Origin of the sequence: Streptomyces sp. NBC_00370 (assembly GCF_036084755.1) — a bacterium.
Classification (GTDB): Bacteria; Actinomycetota; Actinomycetes; order Streptomycetales; family Streptomycetaceae; genus Streptomyces.
The window spans coordinates 584,818-597,829 of record NZ_CP107968.1; the positions used below are offsets into that span (position 1 = coordinate 584,818).

The 13,012-nt window shown below is 70.2% G+C and carries 11 protein-coding genes; 5 read left to right on the forward strand and 6 right to left on the reverse strand.

Annotated elements, in window-relative coordinates; translation table 11 throughout:
• The first annotated feature begins 8 nt into the window (after positions 1-8).
• The 5 genes from OHS57_RS02610 to OHS57_RS02630 are packed head-to-tail and all read left to right on the forward strand — an operon-like array spanning position 9 to position 4,552.
• Positions 9-1,064, forward strand: a complete 1,056-nt coding sequence (locus OHS57_RS02610) for a Rieske 2Fe-2S domain-containing protein (RefSeq protein WP_328580840.1) — start codon at positions 9-11, stop codon at positions 1,062-1,064.
• Positions 1,065-1,123: 59 nt separating this feature from the next.
• Positions 1,124-2,023, forward strand: a complete 900-nt coding sequence (locus OHS57_RS02615) for a 3-hydroxyacyl-CoA dehydrogenase family protein (RefSeq protein ID WP_041999186.1) — start codon at positions 1,124-1,126, stop codon at positions 2,021-2,023.
• On the forward strand, positions 2,020-2,322 hold the full coding sequence (locus tag OHS57_RS02620; protein WP_041999183.1) for an acyl carrier protein: 303 nt from the start codon (positions 2,020-2,022) through the stop codon (positions 2,320-2,322). Before OHS57_RS02615 ends, OHS57_RS02620 begins: the two co-directional genes overlap by 4 nt.
• Positions 2,315-3,421 carry an acyl-CoA dehydrogenase family protein gene (locus OHS57_RS02625; protein WP_328580841.1) on the forward strand — a complete coding sequence of 369 codons (1,107 nt, stop codon included), beginning with the start codon at positions 2,315-2,317 and terminating at the stop codon, positions 3,419-3,421. Before OHS57_RS02620 ends, OHS57_RS02625 begins: the two co-directional genes overlap by 8 nt.
• Before the next feature lie 30 nt (positions 3,422-3,451).
• Entirely contained in the window at positions 3,452-4,552 is a 1,101-nt protein-coding gene (locus tag OHS57_RS02630; RefSeq protein ID WP_328580842.1) for an HAD-IIIC family phosphatase, read from the forward strand.
• Here OHS57_RS02630 and OHS57_RS02635 read toward each other — a convergent pair.
• The 6 genes from OHS57_RS02635 to katG all read right to left on the reverse strand — a co-directional run bounded on the left by OHS57_RS02635 (position 4,530) and on the right by katG (position 12,892).
• Positions 4,530-5,192: an O-methyltransferase gene (locus OHS57_RS02635; protein WP_328580843.1), complete on the reverse strand. Its 663-nt coding sequence runs from the start codon at positions 5,190-5,192 to the stop codon at positions 4,530-4,532. The two genes, OHS57_RS02630 and OHS57_RS02635, sit on opposite strands and share 23 nt — an antisense overlap.
• A gap of 32 nt (positions 5,193-5,224) precedes the next feature.
• Positions 5,225-5,944 carry a DinB family protein gene (locus tag OHS57_RS02640; RefSeq protein ID WP_328580844.1) on the reverse strand — a complete coding sequence of 240 codons (720 nt, stop codon included), beginning with the start codon at positions 5,942-5,944 and terminating at the stop codon, positions 5,225-5,227.
• Between the two features lie 105 nt (positions 5,945-6,049).
• Complete coding sequence (locus tag OHS57_RS02645; protein ID WP_328580845.1) at positions 6,050-7,744, reverse strand: alpha-amylase family protein; 1,695 nt, start codon at positions 7,742-7,744, stop codon at positions 6,050-6,052.
• Positions 7,741-8,739, reverse strand: a complete 999-nt coding sequence (locus tag OHS57_RS02650; protein WP_328580846.1) for a TIGR03885 family FMN-dependent LLM class oxidoreductase — start codon at positions 8,737-8,739, stop codon at positions 7,741-7,743. Before OHS57_RS02650 ends, OHS57_RS02645 begins: the two co-directional genes overlap by 4 nt.
• A gap of 42 nt (positions 8,740-8,781) precedes the next feature.
• A complete protein-coding gene (locus tag OHS57_RS02655; protein ID WP_328580847.1) occupies positions 8,782-10,500 on the reverse strand; it encodes a glycoside hydrolase family 13 protein in 1,719 nt (572 codons plus the stop codon).
• Between the two features lie 157 nt (positions 10,501-10,657).
• Positions 10,658-12,892: a catalase/peroxidase HPI gene (gene katG, locus OHS57_RS02660; protein WP_041999159.1), complete on the reverse strand. Its 2,235-nt coding sequence runs from the start codon at positions 12,890-12,892 to the stop codon at positions 10,658-10,660.
• Between the last annotated feature and the right edge of the window lie 120 nt (positions 12,893-13,012).

A 13,012-nucleotide genomic window follows, 5' to 3' on the forward strand; every position in this document is an offset into this window, starting at 1 on the left:
ACAGGGAGGTGAGCCTGCCCACCGCGGCCCCGGCCGACAGTCTGCGCGCTTCCTCCCTGCCCTACCCGAACGGGTGGTTCTGTCTGGCCTTCAGCTCCGAAGTGCGACCCGGAACCGTCACGACGCGCCCGCTCGCGGGGGCGGAGGTCGTCCTCTACCGCACGTCCAAGGGTGTGCTGCGGGCGGTCCGGCCGCAGTGCCCGCACCTCGGCGCGCATCTGGGGGTCGGCGGATCGGTCGAGGGCGAGGACATCGTCTGTCCCTTCCACCGGTTCGCCTTCGACCCGGCCGGCGTCTGTGTGCGTACGGCCTACGACCAGCCGCCGCCGAAGGCGTCGCTGACGCAGTACCCGGTGTGCGAGGCCAACGGCTCGGTCTACGTGTGGCGGCACGCCCTCGGCCTGCCCCCGCAGTGGGAGGTGCCGGCCTTCCCGATGGACGACCGGCAGCCGTTCAGCCACAACACGTTCGACATCGCGGGTCACCCGCAGGACGTCATGGAGAACGCCTTCGACTGGGGTCATCTGCCGGCGTTGCACGGTCTGACGGGCCTGGACATCGGGGGCAATCCGGTGGCCGGCGAACAGACCAGCACGGTCACGGCGACCGCCCGCGGCACCATGGTGCGCGGGTTCAACCAGTCCTACACGCTCACCGTGATCGGACTGGCCAGCATCGCGGCACGCACGGTGCTGCCCGCGGGCCTGGGGACCATGTACGTGATGCTCCACGCGACCCCCACAGGCCCTGGCCGTATCCAGCTCCGGTTCGGTACGAAGCTGGAGCTGAGCGACATCCCCCGGGTGCCCGGCGCGGTGGGCCGCAGGGTGACCATGCCGACCGCCCGGCTCCTCAGCAGTGTCCTCCAGCGGGTGGGGAGCATGGACACCGGCGCCGACCTGCTGATGTGGCACTACCAGGAGCATGTCGAGCACCCGAAGCTCGCCAAGGGCGACGGTCCCATCGGCCGCTACCGGCAGTGGGCGCAGCAGTTCTACACGGATCCCGTTGACGATCTCGTGCCACCGAGGCCCCGGCGGACCGGGGTCAGTTCGGAGGAGTGACCACCGGCGTCCGACGTGCCCCGGGAGCCGGCGAGCTTCCGGGACGGAAAGAGAGCGACATGGCAGCGGAGAACGGTACGCCCGGTGCCGGGCCACGACTGGTGGTGCTCGGAGCGGGGGTGATGGGCTCGGGGATCGCGGCGCTGGCGATCGGGCACGGGATCGCGGTGTCGCTGGTCGACCTGGACCGGCGCCGTCTTGACGAGGCCCCGGCGAAGATCGACCACCAGGTGCGGACGGCGCGGCTGATGGGCGCGTTGCCGGACGAGGCCGTCCCTGGCGCGCTCGTCACCGGTCTGTCACTCGCCGACCTGCTGGCGGCCGGCGACAGCGCACCCGTCGCGGTGATCGAGGCGGTCACCGAGGACGCCGACGCCAAGGCGAAGGTCCTCGCCGACGTGTCGGAGCTGGTCGCACCGGGCACCCCGATCATCTCGAACACCTCGGCGATTCCGATCGCCGAGCTGGCCCTGGCGACGGCACGGCCGGTCGATCTGATCGGCACTCACTTCATGAATCCGCCCTACCTGATCCGGACGGTCGAGGTCATCCGGGGCGCCGAGACCGGCGAGGCGACCCTGGACGCGCTGCGGGCCCTGCTCGCCTCGCTGGGCCGGCAGCCGATCGTGGTCGACGACGCACCGGGCTTCGTCACCAGCCGGCTGCTGCACCCCATGATCAACGACGCGGCGCGAGTGGTGGCGGCGGGCACCGCGAGCGCCGAGTCGGTGGACCAGCTCATGCAGGGCTGCCTCGGGCATCCGACGGGCCCGCTGCGCACCGCCGACCTCATCGGTCTCGACAACCTGGTCGACTCGCTGTGGGTGCTGCACAGCAGGACAGGTGACGACGGGTGCCGCCCCTGCGACCTGCTGCTGGAGCTGGTGCGGGCCGGCCACCTCGGCCGCAAGAGCGGGCGTGGCTTCTACGCGTACGAGTACGAAGGAGAACAAGCATGACCACGCCATCCGACCGGCCGGTGCCGGAGCCCATCGGCGGCTCCGAAGCCGTCGAGAAGGAAATGCTGGATTTCCTGGCGAAGCGCACGGGCAGGAGCTGGGCCACCGACGCCGATGTCTTCGGCATGGGCGGCCTGTCCTCGCTCTTCGCCATGGAGCTGGTGGTCCATCTGGAGAAGTCGTACGGCATCGCCATCCGCGGCGGCGATCTGCGGGTGGACAACTTCCGTACGGTGCAGCGGATGGCCGCGCTCGTCGAACGGCTACGGCAGCCAGCCGCCGGCGGTCCCGGTGCGTGACGACGTAGCCGCCGCGGCCTCGGCCGTCACCGAACTGGTCGGTGACCGGGCGGCCGGCTGGGACCTGGCGGGCCGGCTGCCGGAGGACCTGGTGCGCAAGCTCGGCGCCGCGGGGCAGCTCACCGGCCAAATCCCGGCGGCGTACGGCGGGCCGGGCTGGAGCAGCGCGGACAACGGCGAGTTCACCGCCCACGTCGGCACTCTGTGCAGCTCCCTGCGGAGCGTCATGACGTCGCAGGGCATGGCGGCGTGGACCGTCGAACGGCTCGGTGACCCGGCGCAGGCCGCCGATCTGCTGCCGCGGCTCGTCTCGGGCGAAACGGCGGCCGTGGCCTTCAGCGAGTCCGAGGCGGGCAGCGACCTGTCGGCGATCGGGACCACCGTCACCGTCGAAGGCGACACGCTGCTGCTGAGCGGCCGCAAGAAGTGGGTGACCGCCGCCGAGTACGCCGATCTCATCCTGGTCGTGGCCCGGATGGACGACGGCGGCGCCGTGGTCGTGGTGGACAGGACAGCGCCCGGGGTCGAGGTGCGGCCGGTGGCAGATCCGCTGGGCTGCCGGGCGGCCGGGCATGCGGAAGTCCGGCTGGACAACGTGCGGTTGCCGCTCAGCAGCCTGCTGGGCGGCGGCCGGCAGCCGCTGTCCCTGCTTGTGACGACAGCCCTGGCGTACGGCCGGCTCTCCGTCGCGTGGGGCTGTGTCGGGATCCTGCGGGCCTGTGTGGCGGCGGCCGTCGGACACGCGGGATCCCGGGAGCAGTTCGGCAAGCCGCTGGGGCAGCACCAGCTCGTCGCCCGGCATCTGGCCGACCTGTGGACCGCCGAGCAGGTGTCCACCCGGGCCTGCGAGCACGCGAGCCGCTGCTGGGACGAGAACGACGCCGACCTGGTCACCTCGGGCGTGCTGGCGAAGTACGTCAGCGCCGGGCACGCGGCCAGGGGTTCGGCCGCCGCCGTCCAGGTACTGGCGTCGGCCGGGGCGCAGGACGGTCATGTGGTGGCGCGGGCGTACCGCGACGCCAAGCTGATGGAAATCATCGAGGGCAGCAACGAGATGTGCCAGCTGATCCTGGCCGAGCACGCGCTCGGCCGCCGGTGATGCCGCCAACCCCCTTTCAAGGAGCCGAACATGAGCGACACCACCGCGGTGGTCCCGCCCGTGACCGTGAAGTGCCTGGTCTGGGATCTCGACAACACGCTCTGGCAGGGCACGTTGCTGGAGGACGGGAAGGTCGTCCTGTCCGAGGCGGTCCGTGAGGTGATCGTCGGCCTCGACGCGCGGGGCATTCTCCAGTCGGTCTCCAGCCGCAACGACCACGACCTCGCCTGGGCCGAGTTGGAGGCGCTGGGCGTCGCCGACTACTTCGTCGTGGCCGAGATCGGCTGGGGGCGGAAGTCGGACGCCGTACGCCGGATCACCGAGCGGCTGGACTTCGCTCCCGGCACCGTCGCCTTCATCGACGACCAGCCCGCCGAGCGAGCCGAGGTCGCCTTCCATCTGCCGGACGTGCGCTGCTACCCGGCGCAGGACGCGACGACGCTGCTCGACCTGCCGGAGTTCAACCCGAAGTCGGTGACGGTCGATGCACGGCGGCGCCGTGAGATGTACCAGGCCGGCTTCCGCCGCACGGACGAGCAGACGCGGTTCACCGGATCGGACGAGGACTTCCTCCGCTCGCTGGAGTTGGTGATGCGCATCGGGCGGGCCACGGACGAGGAGCTGTCGCGGGTGGAGGAACTGACCCTGCGCACCAGCCAGATGAACGCGACGGGGGTGCACTACCCCGATGAGGCGCTGCGCGCGCTGATCGCCGACCCCGGCCATGAGGTCCTGGTCACGACGCTCACCGACCGCTTCGGATCGCACGGCGCCGTGGGCGTGCTGCTGCTGGAGAAGCGTCCGGCGGCATGGCATCTGAAGCTGCTCGCCACCTCCTGCCGCGTGGTGGCGTTCGGCGCCGGGACGATCATCCTGAACTGGCTGGTCGACCAGGCCGGCCGGGCCGGTGTCCATCTGCTGGCGGACTTCCGCCCCACCGAGCGCAACCGGATGATGGAGATCGCCTACCGGTTCGCCGGCTTCGACGAGCAGCCGTGCGACTGCCGGGACGCGGTCGCGGGGAGTTCCGGCGACGATGTCCAGGTGCTGCATCTCGTCGCCGAGCGCCGGGCGGCCCCCACGACGGCCCGGCTCGTCGCTCCGGATCTCACCGCCGGCGGACCAGGGTGATGCCGTCGGCCATCGGGAGCATGCAGACATCGACCCGCTGGTCGTCCCGGATCCTGGCATTCACCTCGCGAACACCCGTGGTGTCCGCGTCGTTGGCGAGAGGATCGATGACCCGGCCGAAGAAAAGCGTGTTGTCCACGACGACCAGTCCGCCCGGACGCACAAGCCGCAATGCCAGCTCGTAGTACTGCGGATAATTCGCCTTGTCGGCGTCGATGAAAACGAGCCCGAATCGATCCGCATAACCGTCGGCGAGCATCTTCTCCAGCGTTTCGACAGCAGCACCGACGCGAACGTCGATCCGCTCGGAAACACCCGCGCGCCGCCAGTATTCGGCGCCGATCTCCGGCCACCGATCGGTTATGTCACAGGTGACGAGTTTCCCGTGCGGCGGAAGAGCGCGCGCCATCCACAGCGTGCTGTAGCCGGTAAATGTGCCGATCTCCAGTACGTCCGCGACGCCGGTGGTCGCGATCAGAAACGCGAGGAACTGCCCCTCCTCGGCCATGACCTGCATCGCTTCCCCGCCGGGCAGCTCAGCGGTCGTCTGGCGCAATTCACGCAGAACCTCGTCTTCCCTGAGCGAGAACTCCCGCACATACGCGAGGATTTCCGGTCCTGCCGCTATTTGATTCGCCATATCGAGAAGGGTAGATGAGCCTCCGACGAGATTCAATAACGCCTTGTCGAACCGGACCGCCACAAGTCGCGGAGCAGCGCGATCTCGGCCATGTGATGGATGAATTCGAGATTGGACCCGGCGAGTACGGACACGAACGGGTCATCGGGGTCGGAGCCGTACGGGTACTGCGAGAAGCCGACCGTGTCCAGTTGTGCCTCGGTGACGGTGGCGACGCTGTCGCGCCAGCGGTCGATCAGCGTCCAGAACCGCTCGACCGCCAGGGCTGCGGAGGGCGTGAAGTCGACCAGTTCCTTCGGCTCGTGACGCCGTTCGCCGAAGGTCCACTCCCAGCCGCCGGCGAAGTGGAAGTGCAGGTGCGCCAGCCGCCACGCGATGGTCGTGACCGGTGCCTCGTCGGACGGGAGCGGGCCGGTGTGGGCGAGGATCTCCTCGACCCGTTCCGTGCTCACGCTCCAGTCCTCGGCGATCTTGGCCACGGTCATACCGCCGGCCGCCTGCCGGGCGACCTCCGCGTACTCGTTCGCCGGGATGTCGGCGGCGCCCAGGTCGAGTACCCACTCGCCCGGTCCGAACGCCCTGGGCGTCCGCGCATCCTCCCGGCGCCGGACCGACCAGGCTCCGGCCGCCGGCTCCCACAGGAACTCCTCGTCACCGAGGCCCGCCAGCCGCACCTGGGCCATCTCCCTGGCCTTGTCGAACTGGTCGAGCAGCAAACCCAGTCGGTCCGTCCGCAGGCCCTCGGTCTCCATGTGGGGCTTCCCTTCGCCGTCGCGCGGCGTAACTCACCGCGCTCCGGCAGAAGGTAACGGCTCGCCCCACCCGAAGCGACCGAATTCAGGGGCGCCGCCGCCCGCTCAGACGGCGGTCGTCCGGTCCGGATCGTCCAGCGGGGTGTTCACCCGCAGCCACCGGTAGCCGTACGGTGCCAGGTCCGCGCTCACCTTGCCGCCCGCCGCCGCTTTGACGGTGTCGCCGGTGAACAGGTCGGTGAGCAGCCGGCCGCCCTTCAGCCCGGGGACCGTTGTGGTCGCCGTGACCGGGCCGTCGGAGAAGTTGTGCAGCGCCAGCACGGCCCCTTCCGGCAGTGAGCTGACATGGGCCAGTACGCCGGAGTCGTCGGTGTCGAGGACTTCGTAGTCGCCCCAGGCCAGTTCGGGTGCCTCGCGGTAGCGCTCGATCAGGGTCCGCATCCGGCTGAGCGGCGAATCGGGGTCCTGCGCCTGGTCGTGCGCGTTGACGCGCCTCGGCCCGAACGCGCCCTCCACCACGGGGTTGGGCAGGCGACCGGCGTCGGCGGTGGAGAAGCCGCCGCCCTTGTCGGCGGTCCACTGCATCGGGGTGCGAACGGCCTGCCGGCCCTCGGCCGCCAGGTTCTCCCCCATGCCGATCTCCTCGCCGTAGAAGAGCACGGGGGTGCCGGGCAGGGTGAAGAGCAGGCTGTACGCCAACTCCACGCGGCGGCGGTCGCCTTCGACCATCGGCGGCAGCCGGCGGCGCAGCCCGCGGTCGTAGAGCTGCATGTCCTTGTCGGGGCCGAAGGCGGCGAACACCTCGGCGCGTTCGTCGTCGTCGAGCTTGTCGAGTGTCAGCTCGTCGTGGTTGCGGACGAACGTCGCCCAGTGCGCGTCGCGGGGCGCCGCGGGCCGCTCCCGCAGGGCGGCGGCGAGCGGCGCCGCCTCACCGCGGGCCATGGAGAGATACATCCGCTGCATGCCGATGAAGTCGAAGCACATGGTCAACTCGTCGCCACGGGACGAGTCCTGGTCCCCGAAGAACCTCGCCGTCTCGGGATAGGGCAGATTCACCTCGCCCAGCAGGACCGCGTCCCCGCTGCGGCGGCCGAGGAAGGCGCGGAGGTCGGCGAGGTACTCGTGCGGGTCGGGCAGCTGGTCCGCGTCGTCCTGGCCGTCGGTCTCCAGCAGGAACGGGACGGCGTCGACGCGGAAGCCGGAGAGCCCGAGCTGCGTCCAGAAGCCCATGATCCGGGCTATCTCGTCACGCACCGCCGGGTTGGCGACGTTCAGGTCGGGCTGCTGCTTGTAGAAGCGGTGCAGGTAGTACTGCTCGGTGCCCTCGTCGTACTCCCACACGCTCTTCTCGACGTCGGGGAAGACGACGCCCTCAGGTCCGTCCTCGGGCGGTGTGTCGGCCCAGACGTACCAGTCGCGGTGCTCGGACGTACGGCTGGAGCGGGCGTCCTGGAACCACGGGTGGTGGTCGGAGGTGTGGTTGACCACCAGGTCGGCGATGACCCGGATGCCCCGGTCGCGCGCGGTGCGGACGAACTCGGTGAAGTCTCCGAGCGTGCCGAGGCGCGGGTCGACGGCGTAGAAGTCGGTGATGTCGTAGCCGTCGTCGCGCTCCCTCGTCGGGTAGAACGGCATCAGCCACACACAGGTGACGCCGAGGCGTACCAGGTGGTCGATCCGCTGGGTCAGTCCTGCGAAGTCCCCTGTGCCGTCGCCGCTGCTGTCCTGGTACGTCTCCACGTCCAGGCAGTACACGACGGCGTTCTTCCACCACAGGTCGGATGTCCTGGTCAGCCTCATCGGGCACTCTCCGCGAAGTACGGCTTGGGGCGGGTGATGTCCAGCTGCGGCAGTACGTCGGCGCCGAACGCGTCGATGAAGGGGCCCTGTTCCCGGCCGACGTGGTGCAGCATGACCGCGTCGAAGCCGAGATCGGCGTACTCCTGGAGCCAGGCCGCGTGCTGACCGAGGTCCGCCGATACGTTGACGGACTCGGCCACCCGCTCGTGCGACACGTCTTCGCTGACGCTGTCGAAGAGCGTCGCCGAGTCGAGGTCCCAACTGACCGGCGGTCCGTGCACGTTGGTACGCCACTGGTCGTGGGCGACGGCCCGGGCGGCGTCCAGGTCGGGTGCCCAGCTGAGATGGGCCTGCAGGTGCAGCTGTCCCGCGCCGCCCGCCGAGCGGTAGGCGTCCACGATCCGGCGCAGCGTCTCGTGCGGCGCGTTGACGGTGATCAGGCCGTCGGCCCACTCGGCGCACCAGCGCGCGGTGGCCTCGCTGCACGCGGCGCCGATCAGCGGCGGCATCGTGTCGGGGCGGGTCCACAGCCTGGCCCGGTCCACGGTCACGAGTCCGTCGTGGCTGACTTCCTCGCCGCGCAGCAGCGCCCGGATGATGTCGACGCACTCGCGCAGCCGCGCGTTGCGGACGTCCTTGCGGGGCCAGCCGCCGCCGGTGATGTGCTCGTTGGACGCCTCGCCGCTGCCGAGTGCGGCCCAGAAGCGGCCCGGGTACATGGCGGCGAGGCTGGCGATGGCCTGGGCGATGATCGCCGGGTGGTAGCGCTGTCCCGGCGCGTTGACGACTCCGAACGGGACCTGGTCGGTGGCCTGCAGGGCGGCGCCGAGCCAGGACCACGCGAAGCCCGACTCGCCCTGCCGGACGCTCCAGGGCGAGAAGTGGTCCGAGCACATGGCGGCGGTGAAGCCCGCGTTCTCGGCGTGGACGACGGCGGCCAACAGGTCGGCGGGAGGCACCTGTTCGTGTGAGGCGTGGAATCCGTAAACGGTCATGGAGTCCGCGTACCCGGGGAGTCCCGGATCATCGGCGCCCGGTCACCGGGTGCGCCGGTGGACCCTCGCCTCCCAGGGCGCGAGGGTGAGCCGGCCGGGCTCGTCCGTGGCGGACGGGCCGTTGTCCAGGAGGAGTTCGGCGCCCTCCCAGCCGTCGGGCAGGTCCACGGCGACGATGTCGCCGGTGAAGTTGCCAGCGACCAGCAGCGTCGTGTCGCCGTACCGGCGGGTGAAGGCGTAGATCCGCTCGTCGTCCGGCAGCAGCATGGTGAAGTCGCCGTGCACGACGGCGGGTTCGCTGTGCCGCAGCGCGATGAGCCGGCGGTAGTGGTGGTAGACCGATGCCGGGTCGGCGTACCCGGCCGCGGCGTTGATCTCGGTGTGGTCGGGGTTGACCGGGATCCAGGGGGTGCCGGTGGTGAAGCCGGCCTGCGCGGACGCGTCCCACTGCATGGGGGTGCGGGCGTTGTCCCTGCCCATCGCCCGCAGTCCCCGTAGGATGTCCTCGGGCTCCTGGCCCGCGTTCAGCGCCTGCGTGTAGTGGTTGAGGGATTCGATGTCCCTGAAGTCCTCGATGGTGCGCAACGGGGCGTTGGCCATGCCCAGTTCCTCGCCCTGGTAGACGTAAGGGGTGCCCCGGTGCAGGTGGAGCACGGTGGCGAGCATGGTCGCCGACCGGGTGCGGTGCCGGGGGCCGTCGTCGCCGAACCGCGAGACCACGCGCGGCTGGTCGTGGTTGTTCCAGTAGAGGCTGTTCCATCCGACGTCGGCGAGGCCGGTCTGCCAGCGGCCCAGGGAGGTCTTGAGGTCGGTGAGCCGGAGCGGTCGCGGGTCGAACTTGCCCTGGCCGTGGTCGAGTCCGACATGCTCGAACTGGAACACCATGTCGAGTTCGGCGCGCCGCGGATCGGTGAACAGCCGGGCCTGTTCGACGGTCACCCCCGGCATCTCCCCGACGGTCAGCAGCCGCCCGGGGTACCGGGCGGTCACCTCTCGGTGCATCTCCTGGAGGTAGTCGTGGATGCGCGGTCCGCAGACGAAGTACGGCGAGCCGTCGCCGAACGGTCCGTCGCCGTGCAGCGCGCCGTCGGGCAGGGCCGGGTCCTTGGAGATGAAGTTGACGACGTCCATCCGGAAGCCGTCCACGCCCCGATCGAGCCACCAGCGCATCATGGCGTAGACGGCCTGGCGTAGGTCGGGGTTCTCCCAGTTGAGGTCGGGCTGCTTGGGCGAGAACAGATGGAGGTAGTACGCGTCGCTCGCCGCGTCGTGCGCCCAGGCCGAACCGGAGAAGAACGAGCCCCAGTTGTTGGGTTCGCGGCCGTCGCGCGGGGGCCGCCACCAGTACCAGTCGCGCTTGGGGCTGTCCGGGTCACGCGACTCCTGGAACCAGGGGTGCTCGTCGGACGTGTGGTTGACGACCAGATCCATGATCAGCCGCATGCCGCGCTCGTGCACGGCCGCCAGCAGCCGGTCGAAGGCGGCCAGGTCGCCGAAGACGGGGTCGATGTTCCGGTAGTCGCTGATGTCGTAGCCGTTGTCGTCCTGCGGCGAGGGGTAGACCGGGGACAGCCACAGCACGTCGACACCCAGTTTGGCGAGGTGATCCAGCCGGCCGGTGAGACCGGCCAGGTCACCGATGCCGTCGCCGTCGGAGTCGGCGAAGCTGCGGGGGTAGACCTGGTAGACGACGGCGGACCGCCACCAGGCGTCGTCGCCTTGTGCAGCGTCCTCGCCTGGCTCCAGGTGGTGGCCGGTCATCGACGCCCTCTTCTCGGCTCGGGGATCACAGGACGTGGTTCACCTGCCCGGGACGGCGCGGTTGTACCGGGGCGCGCCGGCTCGTCCGTACCCGGCACACAGAAAACGTCCAGGCCGACCGCGTGGGCCGACCTGGACGCTCCGCGCCGGACTGTGATCAGACGAGGTCGAACCGGTCGAGGTTCATGACCTTGGTCCATGCGGCGACGAAGTCGCTCACGAACTTCTTCTTCGCGTCATCGCTCGCGTAGACCTCGGCGACGGCGCGCAGCTCGGAGTTGGAGCCGAAGACGAGGTCGGCGCGGCTGCCGGTCCACTTGACCGCGCCCGAGGCGTCACGGGCCTCGAACGTGTTGGCGTCCTCGGACGTCGCCGTCCACGTCGTACCCAGGTCGAGCAGGTTGACGAAGAAGTCGTTCGTCAGGGTGCCCGGGGTCTCCGTGAGGACGCCGACCTTCGAGCCGTCGTAGTTCGCGCCCAGGACCCGCAGGCCGCCGACGAGGACCGTCAGCTCGGGAGCGCTCAGGGTGAGCAGGTTCGCCCGGTCCAGCAGCAGGTACTCGGCAGGCAGCCGGTTGCCCTTGCCGAGGTAGTTGCGGAACCCGTCGGCCGTCGGCTCCAGGGCCGCGAACGACTCGGCGTCGGTCTGCTCGTCCGTCGCGTCGACCCGGCCCGCGGCGAAGGGCACCTCCACGGCGTGACCGGCGTCCTTGGCGGCCTTCTCGACCGCCGCTGTGCCGCCGAGCACGATCAGGTCGGCCAGGGACACCTTCGCGGCGCCCGAGCCCGCGTTGAACTCGCGCTGGACGCTCTCCAGGACGCGCAGCACGGCGGCCAGCTCGTCCGGGTTGTTGACCTCCCAGCCGCTCTGCGGCGCGAGTCGGACCCGGGCGCCGTTGGCGCCGCCGCGCTTGTCGCTGCCGCGGTAGGTGGACGCCGAGGCCCAGGCGGCCGAGACCAGCTGGGACACCGAAAGACCGGAGTCGAGGATCTTCGCCTTGAGGGCGGTCACGTCGTCGGCGCCGATGGTCGCGCCTTCGGCCTCCGGCAGCGGGTCCTGCCACAGCAGGGTCTCGGCGGGGACCTCGGGGCCGAGGTGGAGCGACTTCGGGCCCATGTCGCGGTGGGTCAGCTTGTACCAGGCGCGGGCGAAGGCGTCGGCGAACTGGTCGGGGTTCTCGTGGAAGCGGCGCGCGATCGGCTCGTAGACCGGGTCGAAGCGCAGCGCCAGGTCGGTGGTGAGCATCGACGGCGCGATCTTCTTCGAGGCGTCGTGGGCGTGCGGGACGGTACCCGCGCCCCCGCCGTCCTTCGGCCGCCACTGGTTGGCGCCCGCGGGGCTCTTGAACAGCTCCCACTCGTAGCCGAAGAGGTTGTCGAAGAAGCCGTTGCTCCAGCGGGTGGGCGTGCTGGTCCAGGTGACCTCAAGGCCGGACGTGATGGCGTCCGCGCCCTTGCCGGTGCCGAACGTGTTGTGCCAGCCGAGGCCCTGCGCCTCGATCGGGGCGGCCTCGGGGTCGGCGCCCACGCTCTCGGCGGGTCCGGCGCCGTGGGTCTTGCCGAAGGTGTGGCCGCCGGCGATGAGGGCGACCGTCTCCTCGTCGTTCATCGCCATCCGGCGGAACGTCTCACGGATGTCGCGGGCCGACGCGATCGGGTCCGGGTTGCCGTTCGGGCCTTCGGGGTTGACGTAGATGAGGCCCATCTGCACGGCGCCGAGCGGGTTCTCCAGCTCGCGGTCGCCGGTGTAGCGCTCGTCACCGAGCCAGGTGGTCTCGGGACCCCAGTAGACGTCCTCCTCCGGCTCCCAGACGTCGGCGCGGCCGCCGGCGAAGCCGAAGGTCTCCAGGCCCATCGTCTCCAGGGCCACGTTGCCGGTGAGGACCAGGAGGTCGGCCCAGGAGAGCTGCTGGCCGTACTTCTTCTTGACCGGCCACAGCAGCCGGCGGGCCTTGTCCAGGTTCCCGTTGTCGGGCCAGCTGTTGAGAGGGGCGAAGCGCTGCTGCCCGGCACCGGCGCCGCCGCGGCCGTCGCTGATGCGGTAGGTGCCCGCGCTGTGCCAGGCCATCCGGATCATGAACGGGCCGTAGTTGCCGAAGTCGGCCGGCCACCAGTCCTGCGAGGTGGTCAGCACCTCGGCGATGTCCTGCTTGACGGCGGCGAGATCAAGGGAGTTGAACGCCTCGGCGTAGTCGAACTCCTCGCCGAGCGGGTTGGCCACCGCGGGGTTCTTCGCGAGGATCTTGAGATTGAGCCGCTCGGGCCACCACTCGCGGTTTCCGCCGCCCTGCGTGGGGTGCGGAGCGCGGTCGTGCGCGACGGGGCAGCCGCCGCTCTCCGCCTGTCCGTCGGTCTTCGCGTCTACGACGATCGCGTCATGGTTCTCAGACATGGGAATCCTCTCAGACATGGGAATCTTTCCGGACAAAGCAGATAGACCCTGCCGTACTGGAGTCTTCCCCGTCCCTTGGTTATTGCCGGAACCGATCCTACGATGGATGCTGTCCAAGTC